Source organism: Pseudomonas sp. S35 (genome assembly GCF_009866765.1).
In the GTDB taxonomy this organism is placed as follows: domain Bacteria; phylum Pseudomonadota; class Gammaproteobacteria; order Pseudomonadales; family Pseudomonadaceae; genus Aquipseudomonas.
Genome location: NZ_CP019431.1, coordinates 4,718,116 through 4,740,366, shown reverse-complemented (window position 1 = coordinate 4,740,366; position 22,251 = coordinate 4,718,116). Strand labels below are relative to the sequence as shown.

22 protein-coding genes and 1 pseudogene are annotated in these 22,251 nt (G+C 59.7%); 13 read left to right on the top strand and 10 right to left on the bottom strand.

The features are described 5' to 3' along the window. Positions 1-11: 11 nt before the first annotated feature. Positions 12-713 (bottom strand): annotated as a pseudogene (locus tag PspS35_RS21170) (mechanosensitive ion channel family protein); the annotation flags it as partial. A 193-nt stretch (positions 714-906) separates the two neighbouring features. Between PspS35_RS21170 and PspS35_RS21165 the strand changes: the two are divergent. Next, complete coding sequence (locus tag PspS35_RS21165) at positions 907-2,253, top strand: DEAD/DEAH box helicase (RefSeq protein WP_017735367.1); 1,347 nt, start codon at positions 907-909, stop codon at positions 2,251-2,253. A 49-nt stretch (positions 2,254-2,302) separates the two neighbouring features. Here the strand turns inward: PspS35_RS21165 and PspS35_RS21160 are convergent, their stop codons facing one another. Beyond that, a complete protein-coding gene (locus tag PspS35_RS21160; RefSeq protein WP_159936655.1) occupies positions 2,303-2,578 on the bottom strand; it encodes a hypothetical protein in 276 nt (91 codons plus the stop codon). A 153-nt stretch (positions 2,579-2,731) separates the two neighbouring features. Between PspS35_RS21160 and PspS35_RS21155 the strand changes: the two genes are divergently transcribed. Next, positions 2,732-3,121 (top strand): hypothetical protein, encoded by a 390-nt coding sequence (locus PspS35_RS21155; RefSeq protein ID WP_015885270.1) that lies wholly within the window; start codon positions 2,732-2,734, stop codon positions 3,119-3,121. A gap of 206 nt (positions 3,122-3,327) precedes the next feature. Further along, positions 3,328-3,450, top strand: coding sequence for a hypothetical protein (locus PspS35_RS30570; RefSeq protein WP_275113827.1), 123 nt, complete (start codon positions 3,328-3,330; stop codon positions 3,448-3,450). On the opposite strand, the gene PspS35_RS21150 is transcribed toward PspS35_RS30570, so the two are convergent. The 3 genes from PspS35_RS21150 to PspS35_RS21140 all read right to left on the bottom strand — a co-directional run bounded on the left by PspS35_RS21150 (position 3,447) and on the right by PspS35_RS21140 (position 5,489). Further along, positions 3,447-4,313: a DUF6279 family lipoprotein gene (locus PspS35_RS21150; protein ID WP_159936654.1), complete on the bottom strand. Its 867-nt coding sequence runs from the start codon at positions 4,311-4,313 to the stop codon at positions 3,447-3,449. The genes PspS35_RS30570 and PspS35_RS21150 overlap by 4 nt on opposite strands. A 66-nt stretch (positions 4,314-4,379) precedes the next feature. Next, positions 4,380-5,102, bottom strand: a complete 723-nt coding sequence (locus PspS35_RS21145) for a TorF family putative porin (protein WP_159936653.1) — start codon at positions 5,100-5,102, stop codon at positions 4,380-4,382. Between the two features lie 207 nt (positions 5,103-5,309). Next, the gene (locus PspS35_RS21140; protein WP_003193095.1) at positions 5,310-5,489 is read right to left on the bottom strand and encodes a hypothetical protein; all 180 of its coding nucleotides are present in this window, start codon (positions 5,487-5,489) and stop codon (positions 5,310-5,312) included. A gap of 322 nt (positions 5,490-5,811) precedes the next feature. Between PspS35_RS21140 and PspS35_RS21135 the strand changes: the two genes are divergently transcribed. From PspS35_RS21135 to PspS35_RS21125, 3 genes are all read left to right on the top strand, one after another. After that, the gene (locus PspS35_RS21135) at positions 5,812-6,648 is read left to right on the top strand and encodes a S1-like domain-containing RNA-binding protein (protein ID WP_099584054.1); all 837 of its coding nucleotides are present in this window, start codon (positions 5,812-5,814) and stop codon (positions 6,646-6,648) included. A 115-nt stretch (positions 6,649-6,763) separates the two neighbouring features. Then, a complete protein-coding gene (locus PspS35_RS21130) occupies positions 6,764-7,162 on the top strand; it encodes a DUF2177 family protein (RefSeq protein WP_159936652.1) in 399 nt (132 codons plus the stop codon). A 198-nt stretch (positions 7,163-7,360) separates the two neighbouring features. Continuing rightward, positions 7,361-8,803: an NCS1 family nucleobase:cation symporter-1 gene (locus PspS35_RS21125; protein ID WP_159936651.1), complete on the top strand. Its 1,443-nt coding sequence runs from the start codon at positions 7,361-7,363 to the stop codon at positions 8,801-8,803. Here the strand turns inward: PspS35_RS21125 and PspS35_RS21120 are convergent. Beyond that, entirely contained in the window at positions 8,715-9,920 is a 1,206-nt protein-coding gene (locus tag PspS35_RS21120; protein WP_159936650.1) for an MFS transporter, read from the bottom strand. The genes PspS35_RS21125 and PspS35_RS21120 overlap by 89 nt on opposite strands. A gap of 104 nt (positions 9,921-10,024) precedes the next feature. Here PspS35_RS21120 and PspS35_RS21115 point away from each other — a divergent pair, with 104 nt between their 5' ends. The 3 genes from PspS35_RS21115 (at position 10,025) to PspS35_RS21110 (ending at position 13,677) form a co-directional block, all read left to right on the top strand. Continuing rightward, positions 10,025-10,918: a LysR family transcriptional regulator gene (locus PspS35_RS21115; protein ID WP_159936649.1), complete on the top strand. Its 894-nt coding sequence runs from the start codon at positions 10,025-10,027 to the stop codon at positions 10,916-10,918. A 143-nt stretch (positions 10,919-11,061) separates the two neighbouring features. After that, the gene (locus PspS35_RS30565; protein ID WP_003193089.1) at positions 11,062-11,184 is read left to right on the top strand and encodes a PA1414 family protein; all 123 of its coding nucleotides are present in this window, start codon (positions 11,062-11,064) and stop codon (positions 11,182-11,184) included. A 399-nt stretch (positions 11,185-11,583) separates the two neighbouring features. Beyond that, complete coding sequence (locus PspS35_RS21110; RefSeq protein WP_159936648.1) at positions 11,584-13,677, top strand: FAD-dependent oxidoreductase; 2,094 nt, start codon at positions 11,584-11,586, stop codon at positions 13,675-13,677. A gap of 63 nt (positions 13,678-13,740) precedes the next feature. Here PspS35_RS21110 and PspS35_RS21105 read toward each other — a convergent pair whose 3' ends face one another. Genes PspS35_RS21105 through speB form a run of 4 tightly spaced genes read right to left on the bottom strand, consistent with a single transcriptional unit; the run spans position 13,741 to position 18,062 of the window. After that, complete coding sequence (locus PspS35_RS21105; RefSeq protein ID WP_159936647.1) at positions 13,741-15,123, bottom strand: sodium:solute symporter; 1,383 nt, start codon at positions 15,121-15,123, stop codon at positions 13,741-13,743. Positions 15,124-15,156: 33 nt separating this feature from the next. Beyond that, entirely contained in the window at positions 15,157-16,668 is a 1,512-nt protein-coding gene (locus tag PspS35_RS21100; protein ID WP_159936646.1) for a cytosine permease, read from the bottom strand. A 21-nt stretch (positions 16,669-16,689) separates the two neighbouring features. After that, positions 16,690-17,112 (bottom strand): nuclear transport factor 2 family protein, encoded by a 423-nt coding sequence (locus tag PspS35_RS21095; RefSeq protein WP_159936645.1) that lies wholly within the window; start codon positions 17,110-17,112, stop codon positions 16,690-16,692. Next, a complete protein-coding gene (gene speB / locus PspS35_RS21090; RefSeq protein WP_003210733.1) occupies positions 17,112-18,062 on the bottom strand; it encodes an agmatinase in 951 nt (316 codons plus the stop codon). Before speB ends, PspS35_RS21095 begins: the two co-directional genes overlap by 1 nt. A 149-nt stretch (positions 18,063-18,211) precedes the next feature. On the opposite strand from speB, the gene PspS35_RS21085 reads away from it, so the two are divergent. The 4 genes from PspS35_RS21085 (at position 18,212) to rlmD (ending at position 22,129) form a co-directional block, all read left to right on the top strand. After that, a complete protein-coding gene (locus PspS35_RS21085) occupies positions 18,212-19,105 on the top strand; it encodes a LysR family transcriptional regulator (protein WP_017134867.1) in 894 nt (297 codons plus the stop codon). 6 nt (positions 19,106-19,111) lie between these two features. Beyond that, entirely contained in the window at positions 19,112-19,717 is a 606-nt protein-coding gene (locus tag PspS35_RS21080; protein ID WP_159936644.1) for a DTW domain-containing protein, read from the top strand. Between the two features lie 157 nt (positions 19,718-19,874). Beyond that, positions 19,875-20,777, top strand: a complete 903-nt coding sequence (cysM, locus tag PspS35_RS21075) for a cysteine synthase CysM (RefSeq protein WP_159936643.1) — start codon at positions 19,875-19,877, stop codon at positions 20,775-20,777. Then, on the top strand, positions 20,777-22,129 hold the full coding sequence (rlmD, locus tag PspS35_RS21070) for a 23S rRNA (uracil(1939)-C(5))-methyltransferase RlmD (protein ID WP_159936642.1): 1,353 nt from the start codon (positions 20,777-20,779) through the stop codon (positions 22,127-22,129). Before cysM ends, rlmD begins: the two co-directional genes overlap by 1 nt. The last annotated feature ends 122 nt before the right edge of the window (positions 22,130-22,251 follow it).

Sequence of the window (22,251 nt, the reverse complement as noted above, 5' to 3'; positions counted from 1 at the left end):
GCTCACGCGTGGTTCTGCACCTTGACCGTGTGCAAGGTAATGTCCACCACATCGCCGTCGGCGCCGACCTGGGGCATTTCGATCCAGTCGCCCACGCGCAGCATGTCGTTGCTGGTGAGCTGCACGCTGGCGACGAACGAGAGCAGGGTGTCCTTGTACACCAACAGGATCACCGCTGACATCGCACCCAGGCCCGACAGCAGCAACAGCGGCGAACGGTCGATCAAGGTGGCGACGATGATGATCGCGCCAAACACGAACAGCACCATCTTCGCCAACTGCACATAGCCCTTGATCGAGCGGGTGCGGGCGTGTTCGGTACGGGCGTAGATGTCCAGCAGCGCGTTGAGCAGGGCGCTCATCGCCAGCACCATGAACAGAATGCTGATGGCCAGCGCCACATTGCCGATAAACAATATCGCGGTTTTGCTCAGGTCCGGGACCAGGTAAAGGCCGAACTGGATCACCAGCGAAGGCGTCATCTGCGCCAGGCGATGGAAGACTTTGTTGTGCCGCAGGTCATTGAGCCAGTGCAGCGCCGGCTGCCGCCCGAGCAACTTGACCGCGTGGAGGATCAGGTAACGCGCCACCCGACCGAGCAGCAGGGCCACCACCAGCAACACCAGGAACCCGAGGCTGGCATGCAGCATGGGGTGTTGATCGAGGGCGCCCCAGAGGTCTTGGACGTTGAGCCAGAGCTGTTTGATATCCATGGATGAAACCGATTCTTCTGTAAGACATGACGGGGCGATTAGAGCATCTAAGTGCGACAAAGTTGACGTTGTGGACAAAAGCCTTAACAAAAAAGCAGCTGATTCGCGCCGTTCGCGTAAAGAAACTCGGTTTGGACGCCCGAAACCGGTACCCTATGCCGCTGATATTTTGTATTTCTTCGAGGTAGCACCCGTGTTTTCCCAATTCGCCCTGCACGAACGCCTGCTCAAAGCCGTGGCCGAGCTTAAATTTGTCGAGCCTACGCCTGTGCAAGCAGCGGCCATCCCGCTCGCGCTCGAAGGGCGTGACCTGCGGGTGACGGCTCAAACCGGCAGCGGCAAGACCGCCGCTTTCGTACTGCCGGTTCTGAATCGTCTGATCGGCCCGGCCAAGGTCCGCGTGAGCATCAAGACCCTGATCCTGCTGCCGACCCGTGAGCTGGCCCAGCAGACCCTCAAGGAAGTCGAACGCTTCTCGCAGTTCACCTTCATCAAGTCCGGCATTATTACCGGCGGCGAAGACTTCAAGGTCCAGGCCGCCATGCTGCGCAAGGTGCCGGATATCCTCATCGGCACCCCGGGCCGCATGATCGAGCAACTCAACGCCGGCAACCTTGACCTCAAGGAAGTCGAAGTGCTGGTGCTCGACGAAGCCGACCGCATGCTCGACATGGGCTTTGCCGACGACGTACAGCGCTTGGTCGCCGAATGCGTCAACCGCCAGCAGACCATGCTGTTCTCCGCCACCACCGGCGGTTCGACCCTGCGCGAGATGGTCGCCAAGGTCCTGAACAACCCTGAGCACTTGCAGGTCAACAACGTCAGCGACCTGAACGCGACCACGCGCCAGCAGATCGTCACCGCTGACCACAACGTGCACAAAGAGCAGATCCTCAACTGGCTGTTGGCCAACGAGACCTATCAGAAGGCCATCGTGTTCACCAACACCCGTGCTGCCGCAGACCGTATCTACGGCCGCCTGGTCGCCCAGGAATACAAGGCGTTCGTGCTGCACGGCGAGAAAGACCAGAAGGACCGCAAACTGGCCATCGACCGCCTCAAGGCCGGCGGCGTGAAGATCCTGGTTGCTACCGACGTTGCCGCGCGTGGCCTGGACGTAGATGGCCTGGACCTGGTGATCAACTTCGACATGCCCCGCAGTGGCGACGAGTACGTGCACCGTATCGGCCGTACCGGGCGTGCGGGCAACGATGGCCTGGCCATCTCGTTGATCTGCCACGGCGACTGGAACCTGATGTCGAGCATCGAACGCTACCTCAAGCAGTCGTTCGAGCGCCGTACCATCAAGGAAGTCAAAGGTACCTACACCGGGCCGAAGAAGGTCAAGGCGTCGGGCAAGGCCGTTGGCGTGAAGAAGAAAAAGACCGACGCCAAGGGCGACAAGAAGAAAACCGGCGCCAAGTCGCCGACCAAGCGCAAGATCGCCAACCGTCCGAAGACCGACAACCTGTCGCTCGTCAGCAAAGACGGCATGGCCCCGCTCAAGCGCCGCAAGCCAGAAGCACCGGCTGCCGAATAAGCCTGGGCCGATGTGAAAAAACCGGACATTGTCCGGTTTTTTTATGCCTTCAGTTTTTCGCGTTGGCGGCCGCTTCTTTCAGCTCTTTAAGACGGGCGTCGATCAACTGGCACTTGTCAGGGAACTCCGCGCTTTCGGTGTCCAGGTCCATCTTCTGCAACTCGTCGTTGATTTCCTTGGCCTTGGTAGGGTTCTGCTCGGTGAGCTTGGCGACTTGCGTGGCCAACTGCTCTCGTTTGGTCGTGGCCTCCTCGGGCGTGCAGGCCCAGACGGGCAGGGCGCTGAGCAGGGTGGCGGCGATGGCCAGGTTTCTAAGGGTGTTCATGGTTGTACCTCCTTGGTGATGATGTGCGGTTGAGGGGGCGAACGTCTGGAAAGTTCAGAGAAATGACGCCCGTCCGATGGGCTGAACGGCTGGTAGCGGGACAGGTCACAGCTGTTGACGGGCCACTTTTCCATGCCCGCAGGAGGAATCAGGATGACGACTTACAACTGGGATTTGATCGAACGTCTGCTGCATGAAGTGCAGAACGGCGAAGGCAGCTTTGCCCCGCGCAAATACGCCGAGCAGGAAGCGGCCGAGAAGGCCACGGCTGGCGAATCCACCGGTAACCTGGATGCGCTGAAAAAGACCGCCGCCGATTATGAAGCGCTGCTGTTCAAGCGCGGCTTTATTGAATCGCGTCCCGAAGAAGAGGGCGGCAATGGCGAGAATTTCATCCTGACGCCGCTGGGTGCGCAATTGCTGGCATTGATCGACAGCTCGATTCCGGGCAACGATCACCCGCGCCAGGTGCTGGATGAACAGGCCGATGCGCTGGACCCGGCGACGTTTGCTGAGGTCGCGTCGAAGGCGCAGATCGCCTGATACGCTGACGGCCCGGCACCGCTGAGGGTGTCGGGTGAGACTGTCGGATCGGTAATCTGCCGCTAAGGTGATCTCCGTCCTGCTGCGTTTTGCGCTGTATCTGGGCCTGATGCTGGTGTTTGGCGTGGCGCTCTTTGGCGTCTACGGGTTGAAAACCTCGGGCTGCAAGCTGCTGAACTTCAGGGTGTTGATGGAATGGACGGCAGGTGATTGCGCCACAGCCATCGGCGCACTGCGGCGCACTGCGGCGCAGCATGGCGCTGGAGTTCGGTGCAGTGGCGCTGATCCTCGGGCTGGTAGCGTGGCTGGGCACACTGGGACCCAATTAGGATTGCGCGCCTTTCAGGCATTTGAGTGCTTGGAAGTCAGCGCGCACCTTGTCGATTTTCTGGGTGAGCTTTTGGCGTTGCTGCACGGTACTTTCGGCCATCACGTCGACGAGCAGGCTGCGCGCAGCCGTTTCGGTCTGGGCATACGCTACGCGGTATTGCGGGGTCCACAGGCGTTCACGGTCCACCAGCAATTGTTGAATTTTCTGTGGGAAGTCGGCGCTGTGGCGTTGCTGCACCGCGTCGATGAATTGCGCCTGCCAAAGGGCACGGTTGCCGATCCACGCTTGGTTCTGCTCGCCCAAGGCGATGGACCAGGCGGTGACACGGTTCTGCTGGCTGGCGCTAAGCGGGCCCATCCAGGCGTCCAGGCGCTTGCTCATGCGCTCGGCGCGTTCGCTGATTTGTTGCGCAAGGGGCGGCTTGAGGTAGTCGTCCTGGCGTTTGCGCAGGTCCTTGGCGAGGGCGTCGTTCATTTCCTTGACCTGTTGATCGTCCAGGCCCTTGAGCAATTCTATGGCTGATGGCGTGATCTCACGGGCCACCTCGGCAATGGCTTGCTTGGCTTCCTGGGTGCGGGCTTGCAGCGCGGCGTCGCTCACTTGGTTGGCATCGACCATCTGTTGCAGGCGGTCCAGCCAGTCCAGGTAGCCAGGCAATTGTGTGGTGCAGTGCCAGGCCAGGTGCTCTTTGAGCTTATCGTTGAACCAGCTCTTCTGCCCGGCGTTCATCTCCAGGTAGTCATTGAGGGTCCAGGGGATGATCACGTCCAGGTTGCGATAGGCCAGGCCTACGCGGTTGCAGCCGGCGAGCACCAGGCTCAGGGTCAGCAGTACCACCAGCAGTTTGAGCCGACGCAGCATGGGCGTGTCCTTGGGCAGAGGGAGTCAATGCATGGGAACCCGCGCCGGGCGCGACAGTTCAGCCCATCAATAAAACGACCGAGCGGCCTTCAAGGTCAACAGGCCGTCGCATTGCGAATTGTGTCCGGAGTAGGCCGAGCAATCGCCGCCGTTGAGGCTGGAGTCGCTGTAGATCAGGTCCAGGTCGATGCCCTTCCACGCGCGTGAGAATTGCACCGACCAGTCACTGAAGCTGCTGATGGTGCCGCCGTCTACCGAGGCCGGCGTACCCAGCTGATGGGTGGTGTACTTCATGCTCACCCCGATGCCGAAGGGCTGGGTGCCGCCAAGGTCGGCGAAAAGGGTGCTGTCCTGGCGGTCCGGGTCATTGCTGAAGGATGCGCCGAAGCGATTGCCCAGCAGGTTAAGGCCTCCGTAGAACTCCTGGCTGTCGAGGGGGCTGAGCTTGGGGTAGCTGTAGTGGATCAAGCCGACTTCGTAGCCCAAGGTCTGGTCGAAGGGGTGTTTGAAGCCCATGTAGGAGTCGACTTCCAGGGTACTGGCCGAGGATAGGCCCATGTTTGGCGAAAATTGGCCGAAATACAACCCGCTGTCGTGGCTGAGGTCCAGCCCGCCATGGAACGAATCACTGCCCGGCGACGTAGGCTTGACCAAACCCTGCGCCATGCTGCGACTGGGAGTGGTGCCCAATTTCAGGTCGAAGTCGCCCAATTCGCGCTGGAAGATCTGCGCTTCGGCGAGGGGGCAAGCCACTAATGTGCTGACCAGAAAAATGCAGGATTTGAGCATGCTTCACTCCATGAAAAGCGAGGAGCAGTAACCGGGAGGATCGAGCAGATGCCCGTTCTAGACGTGTGCAAGCATACCGGCGAATGCCCGGCGGTGAGGCCCGTTCGTCGATTAGCACGGTATTGAATGGACTGGGAGGGTGTTTCTGGCTCTAGTCCTAGCGCCTTGAGAGCAAGACGCTTAGGGACCAGGTGTACTGCGCAGGTTTTACTTTTTGCCCAGGCTGATCTGCTTGGACGGGCCGAAAGTCTGGCCGCTCACGCCCTTGGCAATTTGCTGGATTTCGCCACCGGACTTGAGGAAAGCAGCGATCTGGCTGTTGATCGATTCGCTGGTTTCAACGGCGGGAGCTGGCTTTGCTTTGCTGTTGGATGCTTTTACGCGCATGGCGGCCACTAACCTGTAGAAAATTAACTTGGCCAGGCATCGTACAGGAAATACTTGACAATTGCTTGGTAAATATCTGCCAAGAATAAGTCTTGCGCCTGCAAATGGCCAAAGTTCATCTTTGAAATAAGCCGCTAACTTGCTGTTTTAGCTCGAAACCCGGTGGGTACTCGGTGTCGGCGGCACGGCCAAATCAGGCTGACCGATCGGACGAGCGGGGCCGTGCCATTGGAACGCCACGCCACCCCTTGATTTTTGCGGCGTACGCGCGTGGCATGCGCAAACCGGGTAGAATGCCGCCCACGCAATGAGGGTATTGGAAATGGCTCTAGTCGGGCGCTACAACAGTTTACAAGTGGTTAAGCACACTAACTTCGGTTTGTACCTCGATGGTGCGCAAGATGGCGAAATCCTCTTGCCTAATCGGTATATCCCCAAGGATATTCCCAGTGAAGATGAAGACTGGCTGAACGTTTTCATTTATCTGGACAGCGATGACAAACTTATCGCCACCACCGAGAAACCCAAAGTTCAGGTCGGCGAATTCGCCAGTTTGAAAGTGGTGGAAGTCAACAGTATTGGTGTGTTCCTTGATTGGGGCTTGCCGAAGGACCTGTTGCTGCCGTACTCGGAAGAAAAACGTCAGATGACGGCCGGCGAATACTGCGTGGTGCACGTCTACCTCGACAAGCACACCAAGCGTATCACCGCGACCGCACGCCTTGACCGCTACCTGGACAAGACCCCGGCCAACTACGTCGTGGGCCAGGAAGTCGACCTGCTGGTCGCCGAGGCCACCGACATGGGCTTCAAGGCGATCATCAACAACAAGCACTGGGGCCTGATCCACAAGAACGAAGTGTTCAAGTTCCTGCGCCCGGGCAAGGAAGAGAAAGGCTTTATCAAAGAGATCCGCGCCGATGGCAACATCAGCCTGAGCCTGCAACCGGTCGGCCAGGAAGCGGCCTCCAGCCTCAACTCGAAGATCCTTGCCAAGTTGCGCGAAAACAACGGCACTTTGCCGGTCAGCGATAAAAGCGACCCGACGGTGATCAGCAACTTGTTCGGCGTGAGCAAGGGCAACTTCAAGAAGGCTATTGGTGCGCTCTACAAGCAAGGTCAGATTGTGATCCATGCGGATCGCATTGAACTTAGCTGATTGAGGCCGGCTCTTGTGTAGGAGCGAGCTTGCTCGCGAAAAGGGTACATCTGCTAGCGCGATGGGCCTGGGATATTTTCGCGAGCAAGCTCGCTCCTACACAAAGGTCCGCCCGATGTCTAAAAAATCGTTGTTCGCTTACCTCGGCACCTTACTGGCTTTTTTGGTGCTCGACGGCCTGTGGCTTGGCGTCCTTATGGGGCCAACCTACAAATCGCTGCTGGGCCCGCTGATGCTTGATCAGCCCCGCCTGTTGCCCGCAATAATGTTCTATCTCCTGTATGTCCTAGGTTGTGTGGTGTTCGTGGTCTTGCCAAGCGCGAGCTGGCAGCGCGCGGCGCGACTGGGCGCGTTGCTGGGCCTGGTGGCCTACGGCACTTATGACCTGAGCAACTGGGCCACGCTGCAGGCCTGGTCTGCCGGCTTGGCCGGGATGGACATGGCGTGGGGTACCTTCCTTACGGCGATGTGCTGCACTGTTGGGTACTTGTGTGCACATCGGGTGCGTAGGTGATTGTGTACAGGATTGATGTGCACCGTTGCTGAGCGAAGCCCCCTGAACTAAACCACGGTAACTCCCTTTGAAACGTCGTTGTAGAGCGATTGTGTGCCATTGGCACGTATTCTGCTGACTATCTCGTATACAAACCATGCCGCCTCCCGTATGCACACCGCGACGGAAGCGCAGGCAGGTATTTCGAGGAGCCCAGCGATGACCGAACAATTGCCCAAAGGCTACAGCCCGCGTCTCTATAACCAAGACTTGGGCCCACTGCCGCAAAAGTGGACCTGGTACAACATCTTCGCCTTCTGGATGAGCGACGTGCACAGCGTCGGCGGGTATGTGTTCGCCGCCAGCTTGTTTGCCTTGGGGCTGGCCAGTTGGCAGGTACTGATCGCCTTGCTCGCCGGCATCTGCATCGTGCAGTTGATTGCCAACCTGGTGGCCAAGCCGAGTCAGCAGGCCGCGGTGCCTTACCCGGTGATCTGCCGGCTGGCGTTTGGCGTGTTTGGCGCGAATATTCCCGCCGTGATCCGCGGCTTGATCGCGGTGGCTTGGTACGGGATCCAGACCTACCTGGCATCCAGTGCGCTGATCATTGTGGTGCTGCGCTTTTTCCCACAGATGGCGGTGTATGCCGAGCCGCATTTTGCGGGCCTGTCCTACCTTGGTTGGTTTGGTTTCCTTAGCCTGTGGGCGCTGCAAGCTGCGGTGTTCTGGGCCGGGATGGAATCCATCCGCCGTTTTATCGACTGGGCGGGGCCGGTGGTGTATGCGGTGATGTTCGCCCTGGCCGGCTGGATCGTGTGGAAGGCCGGCTGGTCCAACATCAGCTTTACCCTGTCGGAAAAGTCCCTGTCGGGCTGGCAAGCGTTTGGCCAAGTGATCGTGGCCACGGCGCTGGTGGTGTCGTACTTCTCCGGGCCAACGCTGAATTTCGGCGATTTCAGCCGCTACTGCCGCAGCATGCAGGACGTGCGACGCGGAAACTTCTGGGGCCTGCCGGTGAATTTCCTGGCGTTCTCCCTGGTGACGGTGGTGATCGTCTCGGGCACCTTGCCGGTGTTTGGCGAAATGTTGCATGACCCGATCGCGACGGTTTCGCGGATCGACAACAGCATGGCCGTGCTGCTGGGGGCCTTCGCCTTCGTGACGGCGACGATTGGCATCAATATCGTGGCCAACTTCGTTTCACCGGCATTTGATTTCGCCAACGTCGCGCCGAGCAAAATCAGCTGGCGCGCCGGCGGCATGATCGCCGCCGTGGCCTCGATCTTTATCACCCCGTGGAACCTGTTCAATAACCCGCTGATGATCCACTACACCCTGGATATCCTCGCCGCGTTCATCGGGCCTCTGTTCGGGATTCTGCTGGTGGATTTCTACCTGATCAAAAAACAGAAGATCGACGTGGATGCGTTGTTCGATGACAGCCCGAGCGGGCGCTATTACTTCGACGGCGGCGTGAACTGGACGGCAGTCAAGGCGCTGGTGCCCGCGACACTGGTGGGCGTCGCGATCACCTTCACCCCGGCGTTGCAGGGCATGGCCAACTTCGCCTGGTTTACCGGGTGCTTCCTGGGTGGGCTGTTTTTCCTGGTACTGGCACGGCGCGAGCAGGTTCGTGCGCCGACGCCGCTGGTTGCTGGCTGACCAATACGCTGCCAGCCATTAACAGGCCTGCACCGGCGATCACCAACGCCGGCTGCAGGCCGCCGCTCATGTGGTTGCTGACCGACGCCAGCAACGGTCCACTCAATTGGCCGATGGCAAAGCTGGCGGTCAGTACCCCTGTGCTGCGCTGGTAGCCGTGGGGCGCGACCTCGCGCAGACGCGCCATCACCAACTGCATGCACGCCAGGAACGGCCCGCCGCACAATAACACCCCCAATGCGAGACCCCAGCCATTGCCCAGCAAGCAGGCGAACACGCCGGCCGCCTGTAGCCACAACGTTGCCATCAGCCAGCGGCGTGTGGTGGCCGGGTCCTTGCGGCGCAAGCTTGCGACGCCCACGCCAATCGCTGCTGCAAGGCCAAAGCACGGCCAGAACAGGTCGGCCTGCCACGCGCCTTTGAGCTGGGCGCTGGCCATCTGTGACAGAAAGGTCGCGGGGATGATGTAACCCAGTCCGAACAGCACATAAATCCAGCACAGGTGCGTGATGCTGCCATTGCTGCGCGCTTCGCTATCGCGGGCGACTGGGGCGGCGGTTGAGGGCTTTGGTAGGAACGGCAGGATCGCCAGTAACATCACCAGCGCCACCACGCCATACAGCAACCATAACGTGGCGGAGTTTTGTCCCAGCAGGTTTGAGCCCAGTGCCAACAACCCCGTCAACACAATCCCCAGGCCTGGCCCGGCAAATACCAGTGCACCCAGGCGAGGGCGCCCGGCGGCAATTGCCAGCGGCTGGCTCAGACTGGTGATCATTACCAGCGCCCATGCGCTGGCGACACCGGTGCCAAAGCGCAATAGCAGGTGCGGCCAGAACCCGTGGGCCCAATACGAAGCGAGCGTCAGTAGCACGCAGAGCCACAGCCCGCCGTACAAGCGCCCGCGCACATGGTGATGGCTGCGGGCGAAAATCGAATCCACTGCTCCCACCAAATACCCGAGGTAATTGGCGGCGGCGATCAGGCCTGCGCCGGTCAAGTCGATCTGCCCTTCGTTGAGCAAATGCGGCATTTGTGGGGTGAGGGCGAAGCGGCCAATGCCCATAGCCATCATCAGGGCGATAAAGCTGGCGAGTAAGCGAATCAGGGGTGACATGGTCAGGTGTCCTGCTGGGAAACGAATGACCTTCAGCCTAAAGCGCATTGACTTTCTGTAAAAATGAATAATAGTGAGTAACTTGTTCAGTTTTGGAGAAAGGTATGGAGTTCAGTCAATTGCGCATTTTCCAGGCCGTGGCGGAAGAGGGCTCCATCACCCGTGCGGCCGAGCGCTTGCACCGTGTGCCGTCGAACCTGTCGACCCGGCTCAAACAGATGGAGGAGCAACTCGGTGTCGACCTGTTCGTGCGTGAACGCCAGCGCTTGCAGCTTTCGCCTGCGGGCAAGGTTTTGCTGGACTACAGCACCCGCCTGCTGGCGCTGCACGATGAAGCCCACGGCGCCGTGCAGGGCGGGCAGCCTGCCGGCGACTTTGTGCTGGGCAGCATGTACAGCACCGGCGCGGTGCATTTGCCCAAATTGCTGGCGGGTTATCACAAGGCCTACCCGATGGTGAATTTGCAGGTGCAGTCAGCGCCCAGCGGTGAGTTGCTGGAAGGGCTGATTACCGGGCGTCTGGATGCAGCGTTTGTCGATGGCCCGCTGTCCATCGCCACGTTGGACGGCGTGCAGTTGTGCGAAGAAAAACTGGTGCTGATCTGCGAAGCCGACCATCCACCCGTGCGCGGCCCCCAGGATGTCGTTGGGCGCTCGGTGTTCACGTTCCGACGCAGTTGCGCCTATCGCGCACGCCTGGAAAGCTGGTTTGCCCACGAGCGCGTGGCGATGGGGCGGGCGATTGAGATCGAGTCTTATCAAGGCATGCTCGCATGTGTGATCGCTGGTTCCGGGGTGGCATTGATGTCTCAATCCATGCTCGACAGCCTGCCGGGCAAGGATAGTGTGTCCGTTCATCCGCTGACCGGGCAATTTGCCACTGCGACCACCTGGCTCATGTGGCGAAAGGGTATGCTCGGCGCTAACCTCAATGCGTGGATTGACCTGCAACAAGAGGGGCAGGCAGCGTCGCTGAAAGACATGCGCGCCATTGCTTGATCGATCCGTCAGCATTTGGATGAATTCGGTAATAGTTCGTTGTGGTTTCGTTCATGCAATACGTAGGACTTAGGGCTACTATCAGTGTAGGAAAGGGCGACAGAACATGCGCCTACCAGCATTACCCTCAAAGGGGGCAAACCATGAAAGAGAAAATTCAAAACTGGCTCCATGATCTGGGTGTTGCACTGGGCTTGATCGAGCCGCCGCTGCAGCCGGTGCCAATTCGTACGGATGATGAACAGCGGCGTCCACGTCGCCGGTAAGGCCCGGCCTTCCGACGGCAGCGGGTTTAAATGTGGGAGCGGGCTTGCTCGCGAATACGGTGTGTCAGTTGATGGTTAAGTTGACTGATAAACCGCATTCGCGAGCAAGCCCGCTCCCACGTTTGCTTTGCATCAAACGAAAAAGCGGCTGCGATATCCAGCGTCGTGCCCGCTGACATATGCGTTTGAATTCTCTTCTCACCACCTCTTGCATGTCAGTCTTTGGATTTTAGCTATCAGAATCGGACTACCGTGCTGTCAGAATTATCTGGCTTATTTTATTTTTAATATAAGCGTAGGTTGAGTTTTATTAGGAATAGATACGTATCGTTTACGTTTCTGTAATTTCCTAAAAAGGGCAGAAGTATGAGTTGATTCAAAATTGCTGGAGACAAAGTTATGGTGCGCTCGCCCATTCCGCCAGTTGCCGCGTCACTTATCGCCATTGCTGAACATGTTTTGCATATCGCACCTGTATCGAGAGCCTGGAAGGCAGCCGCCCCCAGCAACGTTGTTTTTCTTCCCCCTTCATTAACCAAACAAACCCTGCTCATACAGATCGCATTACTACGTCCGTCAACTGTCATAGTCGGCGACCAATCCATTGATGGAGATGTTATCGACCAATGGCGTGTATCCCACCCATTTGGAGACCTCTGTTTGATCCGCAGAGGTACAAGTCTGGATAAGATACGGCTAGATCTATGCGAGTCCAACGGGATTCGAGTGGTCAATACGCCCGGGGTCAACGCACCGCATGTTGCAGCTTATATCGCGCACTGGCTGAGACTGGCCAATGGTTCCATCCCCCATGACATCAGTGTGCTGGGATACGGCAATGTGGGCAAAGAGTTGGTCAAGCTGTTAGTTGATCGAGATCCGGATGTTCGGATTAAAGTGTTGAGTCCACGCGGCCGAGCGCCGGAGGCTACCGGGATAGTGTCTACCGATAGCCGAGTGTCATTTGTGACGGACTGGTTCGAGGCGCTGCAGGGTGCCAGCGCTGTCGCCATCTGTTTATCCCTGAATGATGAGTCCACCCAGCGTATCGACCAGGCCCTCATTGAGTGTATGCACAGACACGCTCGCCTGATCTGCGTCGCCAAACCGGACGTGTTCAGCGACGATGCTTTACAGGCCCTGTCAGAGGCTCAAGACATCCAATTAGTCTTGGATTACGGGCCTACGACATTGGATGCGTTTCGGATGCGTACACATGCGCTCGGTTGTAGTGTCACCACTTGGCGCAGACCAGCGACGCTGACGGTGCAGGCGGCAACCAGCGAAGACTGCCATTGCGACCTTGATTATGCTGTTTCTGTTCAGCTGAGTTTGATGGCCTTGCGCGGCCTTGTCAGGCGTAAACTTGCACACTCATTGGCGATTCCCTCCCTGCATGCAGATACCGATGCGCCGCATATATCGATTATCGGCAGAGGGATTAACGGCCTGCTCCAGGCTGTGATGTGTCGCTTGGCGAATTATCAGGTCACCGTCTATGGGGGAAGTCGGGAGAGTGATGGTGCCAGTCATAAACGTGTGAACATGCGCCATCTGTCAGCGACGGAGACGACTGCAAAGCCGCTACATAACGACTATCTACTTTCCGGAAATCAGCATCTTGCAGTTGAGTGCAACCGCGCCGGCATTGAGTTGTTTGAAAAACTCCTGGCTGACAATCCGTCGCTGGCGCAATTCGCGCGAGCGCGGGTTGTACGCTGTTACAGGGAAGATGCGAGCGGGGTAGCTGCCGCGATAGGTGAGCAACGCGACATCGAAAACAGGCCGTGGCCTAGTGGCAAAACTAAGGGTGAATTCGCAGAAATAAATCAACAACAGTTTCTGGAGCGTTATGGCGTCCCAGGAATCAGTCGAGCTATTGAGGTATCAGGCTACGATGTCGAATTTATCCATCTAATGGATGAAATAGAGGCGCTGTTGCAGCGCTCGGGGGTTCAGTTCCATATTCAGCATCTGAGTTCAGTCCAAATTGCTGAGCTGAGCAGAGAACACTTCGTCGTCACTGCTATGGGCGTAGAGGAGCCAGAAGTTATCCCGATCATCGGCTGGTTTTTCAAGCTGCGCGCTGTGGGTAATGAAGGGGCCCAAATGCGTGGTCTCAAGCTGCAATACGATCTGCCAATTGGCGTCATGAACTGCCGATTGGACGGTGACTGTATTCTTGTCTCCGGTGGACAGGTTCCGCCTGACTCTGCGTCGGAGTACAAGGAGCAAATTCTGACAGCGTGCCTGGCCGCTGTTTCTCTGCACTTTCCAATGTCTTACCGCAGTGCAATCGAAAATGGCGACTTGCACATAATCGAATGTGCCAGGCCTGGCACCTCAGATGGACTATCGATTGTTTATTGGGCCGCCCACCATCAAATCGCCGCCGGTGGCACCTATGCCGCCGGCACAACCCAAGCATTGGTATGGGCGTCCCTGGTCCAGGAAATCATTCAGGCAAACCAAAACCTGTCTGTTGAGCGATAAAAAAACGGGCGCGACATCCGACGTCGCGCCCGCTGAAGAAACCGCTTTAAATCCTGTTATCCCTCACGCCACCCGAGTTGCCGTTGCCTCTGGCCGGCGCGACAGCACACTCACCAGCACAAAACTCACCAGCCCTACTGCCAGGCTGTAGTAGATCGGCGTGTTCGCATCCAATCCATCCTTGAACATGAACACCAGCGCGGTCACAAAGCCCAGCGTCATGGACGCAATCGCCCCGGAGGTGGTTGCGCGCTTCCAGAAGATCGCGCCCATCAGCGGGATCAACATGCCGCCCACCAACAGGTTGTACGCCAGGGTCAGGGCGCTGATCACATCGTTTACCACCAGCGCGATACCCAGTACGGCAATCCCCGTGAGCATTGTAAACAGGCGGTTGATCGCCAGGCTCGACTGTTTACCGCCACGCAGGCGCGGCAGCAGGTCTTCGGTCAATACGGTGGAGGCGGCCAGCAGGCCAGCGCTGGCGGTGGACATCATCGCCGCCAGTGCGGCGGCAATCACCAGGCCACGAATGCCGTCCGGCAGCGATACTTTGACGATGGCCGCAAACGCGTTGTTGACGTTGTCCAGGTCCGGGATCAGTACGTGGGCGGCCATGCCGATCAGGGCACAGGCCAGCCCGTAGAGGATGCAGTAGAAACCGGCGAAGGTACCGGCGTACTTGGCGACCTTTTCGTCACGGGCGGTGAATACCCGCTGCCAGATGTCCTGGCCGATCAGGATGCCGAAGAAGTAGATCATGAAGTACGTGATGATCGTGTCCCAGCCGATCGCGGTGAAGCTGAAGCTCGACGCGGGCAATTTGGCCACCAGTTCATCCCAGCCGCCGACGCGGTACAGGCAGATCGGCAGCAGGATAAACATCAGGCCGACGGTCTTGATCACGAACTGCACGATATCGGTGAGGGTCAGCGACCACATGCCACCAATGGTCGAATACACCACCACCACGCCGCCGCCCAGCAACACCGAGATCCAGAACGGCAGGCCGAACAGCACTTGCAGCACCGTGCCGATGGCCAGGATCGAGGTCACGCCGATCATCAGCGCGTAGGCCAGCATGATCACCGCGCTGGCCTGGCGGGCCATAGGGTTGTAGCGCTTCTCCAATACCTGGGTCACGGTGAAAATCTTCAGCTTCAACAACGGCTTGGCCAGGAACAGGTTCAGCGCAATGATCCCCATGCCCAGGGCGGCGCACAGCCAGAAGCCGGAGATCCCATGCACATAACCCAGGCGCACGGTACCGACGGTGGATGCACCGCCCAATACCGTGGCAGCCATAGTGCCCATGTACAGCGACGGGCCGAGGTTGCGGCCGGCCACCAGGTAGTCTTCGTGGGTCTTGGCGCGGCGCATGCCGTAATAGCCGAGCACGAGCATGCCGGCGGCGTAGATGAGTACGACGAATAAATCCAAAGCCATGACGGCGAGTCTCCGATTATCTTTTTTATGAGGTCAGGCGGCGCGTTGCATCGCCGATTCAGCGAGCGAATCCATGCCCTTGCTGCGCGGATCAGTCGGTCCGTAAACAGAAGCCGGTTCCGGAAACAGCCGCAGCAACGTCAGATACACCACCGACGCCAACCCCAGCGTCACCGGCAAGCTGATATCAATGCCCTCGGCCAAATTGCCCAGTGGCCCGACAAACTGCCCCGGCAAGTTGACGAAGCACAGGCCCACCAACGCACTGGGAATCCACGCCCCCAGCCCACGCCAGTTCCAGCCATGGCTGAACCAGTAGCGCCCGCCGGTTTCCCCGCGGGTAAACACTTGCAGGTCATCCGGGCAGTAAAAGCCGCGGCGCACGATCAGGCCGATGATCATCATCACCATCCACGGTGTGGTGCAGGTGATGATCAGCACGGCGAAGGTCGACACGCTCTGCACCAGGTTGGCTGCGAAACGTCCGATAAAGATGAAGGCAATCGACATCACCCCGATCAGCAACGTCGCCTTGACCCGTGAGAGCAAGCGCGGGAATACGCTGGACATGTCCAACCCCGTGCCATACAGCGAGGTGGTGCCGGTAGACATGCCGCCGATCACCGCGATCAGGCACACCGGCAGGAAGAACCAGGTCGGCGCCACCGCCAGCAAGCCGCCGACGTAGTTGTTGGCCGCGATGTAGTCCGGTGCCTTGATCGCGACGATGGTCGCGGTGGCCAGGCCGAACAGGAACGGGATCAAGGTGGCGACCTGTGCCGCAACCACCGCCAGCATGATGCGTATCTTTGGCGTCTCACGCGGGATGTAGCGCGACCAGTCACCGAGGAACGCACCGAAGGAAATCGGGTTGCTCATGGCCACCAGCGCCGCACCGATAAACGCGGCCCAGAAGCCGGTCTGGCCCAAGGCGACGCTGCCGGCGAAGTGGCTGTCGAACGCCGGTGCAAACGCGAAGATGCCCAGTAAAAACAGCAAGCTCGCCGCCCACACCGCAATGCGGTTGACCCATAGCATGAAGCGAAAGCCGTAGATGCACACCGTAAGTACCAGCAGGGCAAAAAGCCCGTAGGCCAGGCCCAGGGTCAGGTCGGTTTCCGGCAAGCCGATCAGACGTTTCGCACCACCGACCAATGCATCGCCTGAACTCCACACCGACAGTGAGAAGAAGGCAATCGCCGTCAGCAGCGACAGAAACGAACCAACAATCCGCCCGTGCACTCCAAAGTGCGCACCGGAAGACACGGCGTTGTTGGTGCCATTGATCGGCCCGAACAGGCCCATCGGCGCCAGGATCACCGCACCCACCAGCACACCCAGCACAATCGCCCAGACACCGGCCTGGAATGACAAGCCAAACAGCACCGGGAACGAGCCCAGTACGGCCGTGGCAAAGGTATTGGCACCACCGAAGATCAGGCGGAACAGATCCTTGGGGCTGGCGGTGCGTTCGTGGTCCGGGATCTGTTCGACCCCGTTGGTTTCTATTTTGCGAATACTTTTATCGTTGTTTTTATTATTCATGATCAGCTCCGATCACATTGGCTAAGGGGGCGGCAGCCCTTCCGGCACAGCGGACAAATGTTCGTGACAGGCCAGCCACAGGCCTTGTTGTTCTGTGCGTAGCCCTTGCCGTTTGAAGACAATGGTCTCGCGTTCCTGGCTAAGAAATTGCTCCCCGTTCATGCGCAGCTCGGTGGCCACGTCATGCACAAATATCGCCACGTCCTCACCTTGCAGGCTGACGAACGCGTTGCTCGATGTGCACGACAGCACCTCGAAACCCTCGTGCGCACACCAGCTGTCCCACAACGCCTGGTAGGCATCGCGACTGAGCAGCGGCTGGGGGAGGGTGTAGAACACAAAGCTGGCGTCGACCGTGAACGCGCCGAAATAGGCGGCGCGATCATTGCGGGCGAAGGCCGCCACCAGCTCGGCGGCGGCTTGCAGCACCGCTTGCGCGCTCATCAGCGATGCGCCACGCCGGGCAGTACGCAGAGCATCTCGTACAGCAGGTTGGCGCCCAGCAGCGAGGTGTTGCCGGTGGTGTCGTAGGGCGGCGAAACTTCTACCAGGTCACAACCAATCAGGTCGAGGCCCTGGCAGCCACGGATAATCTCGATGGCCTGGATGGTGGTCAGCCCGCCGATTTCCGGGGTGCCGGTGCCGGGGGCCCAGGCGGGGTCGATGCCGTCGATGTCGAAGCTCAGGTACACCGGGCCACCGCCGACTTTCTCACGGACTTCGGCCATCAATGGCGCGAGGGAGTGATGCCAGCATTCTTCGGCCTGGACCACGCGAAACCCCTGTTTGCGGCTCCAGTTGAAGTCTTCGGCGGTGTAGCCCTGGGCGCGCAGGCCAATCTGCACCACGCGGTCGCAATCGAGCAGGCCTTCTTCCACGGCGCGGCGGAAGGTGGTGCCGTGGGCGATTTTCTCGCCGAACATATGGTCGTTCACATCGGCGTGGGCATCGATGTGCACCAGCCCGACCTTGCCGTGTTTTTTGTGGATCGCCCGCAGGATCGGCAGGGTGATGGTGTGGTCACCGCCCAACGTCATGGGAATCACGTTGTGCTCAAGGATCTCATCGTAGGCTTCTTCGATAATGCGCACGGCATCGAGCAGGTTGAAGGTGTTGATCGCCACGTCGCCGATATCGGCCACCGACAGCGAGTCGAACGGTGCGGCGCCGGTGGCCATGTTGTACGGACGGATCATCACCGACTCGGCGCGGATCTCACGCGGCCCGAAGCGGGTGCCGGCGCGCAGCGAGGTGCCGATGTCCAGGGGCACGCCGACAAAAGCGGCGTCCAGGCCCTTGGCCGATTGCAGGTGGGGAAGACGCATCATGGTGGCGATGCCGGCGAAGCGCGGCATTTCGTTGCCGCCCAGTGGTTGGTGGAAAATCTTGTCCACGGGATTGCCTCATCGTTGTTTTGTTTATTAGAGACCGATTCTGCGAAAAGCCCGGGGCGGGAAGAATCGGCAGGGGCAAATACTTAGTTCAGATTTTTCTAAACTAATGCAGGCGGGTAGACTGCCCCCGTCCACACCCGGAGCCGACCATGGCCAACGCCTTGCCCGACCTGAAACTCCTGCGCATCTTCGTCAGCGTCGTCCGCCACCAGGGGTTCGCTAATGCGCAGCACGAACTCAACCTGTCCACCTCGGCCATCAGCACCTACATGAGCCAGTTGGAATCGGCGTTGGGCCTGGTGCTGTGCCATCGCGGGCGTGGCGGTTTCAGCCTGACCAGCAAGGGCGAGTTGTTCCACCAGGAGACATTGCGCCTGCTCGGCGAATTGGAAGGTTTCGAGCAATACGCCGCCGCGCTCAAGGGCGAGTTGCGCGGCACCCTCAAGCTCGGTGTGCTCGACTCCACCGTCAGCGACAAGGCCCTGCCGTTCGCCGAGGTGATCGGCGCCTACAGCCTGGAACACCCGGCGGTGCACCTGCACCTCTCGGTGATGAGCCCCTACGAATTGCAATTGGGCGTGCAGGACAACCGCCTCGACCTGGCCATCGGCGCCTTCTCCAACCGCATGAGCGGGTTGATCTACATGCCGCTCTACCGCGAACAACACTGGCTGTATTGCAGCACGCGGCATCCTTTGTTTAATGAGCGACGCATTCCCGAACAAGTGATCACCCAGCAACGCATGGTCGGGCGCGGCTACTGGAGCCAGGCGGAGCTCGCCCGCCACGGCTTCAAGCACAGCGCCGCCACCGTAGAAAGCATGGAGGCGCAGTTGATCCTGGTGTTGTCCGGCGCCTACATCGGCTATCTGCCGGAGCATTACGCCCAGGCCTGGGCTGACAAGGGCGATTTGCGCGTGCTGTTGCCAGCGACTTTTGGCTACCAGGCGCCATTCTCGATGATCATGCGCCGTGGCCGCAGCCGCGAACCGCTGATCCAGACCTTCCGCGATTTGCTTAAAGCCCAGCTCAACCAGGCCTGATAAACCATGTCCAGACCCCAATGTTCCCGATGCCTCAGGCCGATCACCCATTGCCTGTGCCCGCTGATCCCCAGCCTCGACAGCCGCACCCGCGTGTTGCTGTTGCAGCACCCGAGCGAGGTCAACCATGCGCTCAACACTGCTCGGTTGGCGGCGTTGGGCTTGAACAATGCGCAGTTGGTGGTGGGGGAGGTGTTGGATGACCTGTCGACACTATTGAACCCGCCCGGTTATCAGACCCGGCTGCTGTTTCCGGCTGACGACGCGCAGCCGCTGCAAGCCTATGCGCCCGAGGATCGGCCACTGTTATTGGTGGTGCCCGATGGCACCTGGCGCAAGGCGCGCAAGTTGCTGCACCTCAATCCGTTGCTGGCAGCGTTGCCACGGGTAACGTTGGCCGATGGCGGTGTTTCGCGCTATCGGCTGCGCAAGGCGCCGGGGCCGGGGGCCTTGTCGACCATTGAAGCCATTGTGCAGGCGTTGCAGGTATTGGAAGCGCCATCGTCATTCGAGCCGTTGCTCAAACCTTTTGAAGCGCTGATCGAAGGGCAGATTGCGGCGATGGGGGATGAGGTCTTCCATAAAAATCATGGCGACGGTCGGCCTGGCTAGCAGGTTCACCGAAGTGCGGCCATCGGAGGCAAGCCCCCGATGGGGCCCTCACAGTCGCCTTATTCCTTTAAGCCATAAGCACCGCACTTTGCGTGATATGGCCCGCCGGCCTTTCCCGGTATGATGTGCGCCCCGCAGTCTGGATTGCGAATACGCCATGACCTTGCAGTACCCTACAATCGCCGATTGCGTCGGCAACACGCCCCTGGTCCGCTTGCAGCGCATGGCGGGTGAAACCAGCAATACCCTGTTGCTCAAGCTCGAAGGGAACAACCCGGCTGGCTCCGTCAAGGATCGCCCGGCGTTGTCGATGATCACCCGCGCCGAGTTGCGTGGGCAGATCAAGCCTGGCGACACCCTGATCGAAGCCACCTCGGGTAACACCGGGATCGCCCTGGCCATGGCCGCCGCGATCAAGGGTTACAAGATGGTGCTGATCATGCCCGACAACGGCAGCGCCGAGCGCAAGGCGGCGATGACCGCCTATGGCGCCGAGTTGGTGCTGGTGACCCAGGAAGAAGGCATGGAAGGTGCCCGCGACCTCGCCGAGCGCATGGCCGCCGAAGGACGTGGCCAGGTGCTGGACCAGTTCGCCAACGGGGACAACCCCGAGGCGCACTACACCTCCACCGGCCCGGAGATCTGGCGCCAGACCCAAGGCACCATTACCCATTTCGTCAGTTCCATGGGCACCACTGGCACCATCATGGGCAACTCGCGCTACCTCAAGGAGCAGAACCCGGCGATCCAGATCGTCGGCCTGCAACCGATGGAAGGCGCGGCTATCCCTGGCATTCGCCGTTGGCCCGAAGAGTATCTGCCGAAGATCTACAACGCCACGCGCGTGGATCGCATCATCGACATGGCCCAACGTGAAGCCGAAGACACCACCCGCCGATTGGCCCGTGAAGAAGGCATCTTCTGCGGCGTGTCCTCCGGCGGCGCCGTGGCCGGGATGTTGCGTTTGTCCAAGGAAGTGGAAAACGCGGTGATCGTCGCGATCATCTGTGACCGAGGCGACCGTTACCTGTCGACCGGCATTTTCGACGAACCCAACTGATGGCCAAGCACGAGAGAGGCCTGCGCTTCCAACCGACGGGCGGCAGCCGGGCCCCACAGATTCCCGTGGGCAAGAAGCAACGCCTGACCATCGAGCGCCTGGCCAACGATGGCCGTGGCATCGTGTTCTTTGAAGGGCGCACCTGGTTCGTCAACGGCGCGTTGGCCGGCGAAGAAGTCGAAGCGCGGGTGTTGGGCGCCCATGGCAAAGTGGTCGAGGCCCGCACCGAGCGGGTGTTCAAGGCCAGCGAACTGCGCCGCCCGGCGCCGTGCGCCCACGTTGGCCGCTGCGGCGGTTGCAGCGTGCAGCACTTGCCCCACAACGAACAACTCGCCCTGAAACAGCGCATGCTCGCCGAGCAACTGTCACGTGTGGCCGGTGTCGAACCGCAAGAGTGGGCTGCGCCGTTAAGCGGCCCGGAGTTCGGTTACCGGCGCCGTGCCCGCGTGGCCGTGCGTTGGGATGCCAAGGCGAAAAAACTCGAAGTGGGTTTGCGCGCCGTGGCCAGCCAGGACATCGTCGCCATCGACGATTGCCCGGTGCTGGTACAGGCCTTGCAACCGATCATGCAGCGCCTGCCAAACATGCTGCGCCGCCTGAGCAAACCCCAGGCGCTGGGGCATGTGGAGTTGTTCAGTGGCTCGTCCGTCGCCGTGTTGCTGCGACATATGGTGCCGCTGTCGGACGCGGACCTGCTGATCCTGAAAGAATTCTGCAGCTTCCATGAAGCCCAGTTGTGGCTGCATGGCGAAGGTCAGCCGGAACCGGTTGAGCCTGATCAGTCACTAGGGTTTCGATTGGACGCATGGGGCCTGGAGCTGGCGTACCGCCCTGGGGACTTTGTTCAGGTCAACGCCGGCGTCAACGAGGCGATGGTTGCCCAGGCCCTCGACTGGCTGGCGCCCCAGCCCGATGAGCGGGTGCTGGACCTGTTTTGCGGCCTGGGCAACTTCGCCCTGCCGCTGGCTAAGCAGGTGCACGAAGTGGTGGCGGTGGAAGGTGTGCAGACCATGGTGGACCGCGCCGCACAGAACGCCATCAGCAACAATTTGCACAATGTGCAGTTTTTTCAGGCCGATTTGTCCCAGCCTTTGACTGACGCAGATTGGGCCAAACAGGGCTTTTCTGCGGTACTCTTGGATCCACCCCGCGATGGTGCCCAAGAGGTTGTGCGCAAGCTCGCCACCCTGGGGGCCAAGCGCCTGGTGTATGTGTCCTGCAACCCAGCCACGCTGGCGCGGGACACGGTTGAGTTGGTCAAGCAAGGCTACCGGCTAAAACGTGCCGGGATCCTCGACATGTTTCCGCAAACAGCGCATGTCGAGGCCATGGCGTTATTTGAAGCGGGCTAGGATGCCCGTTTAATCCGACTGGCCTGCATTCTCCAAGGCCTGTGAACTGCCACGGAGATCGCAGTAAAAAGGTCGGCGATGATTTTGGCGCATCGAAGGTGCGTCGTAGGGAAGGTAAGCAA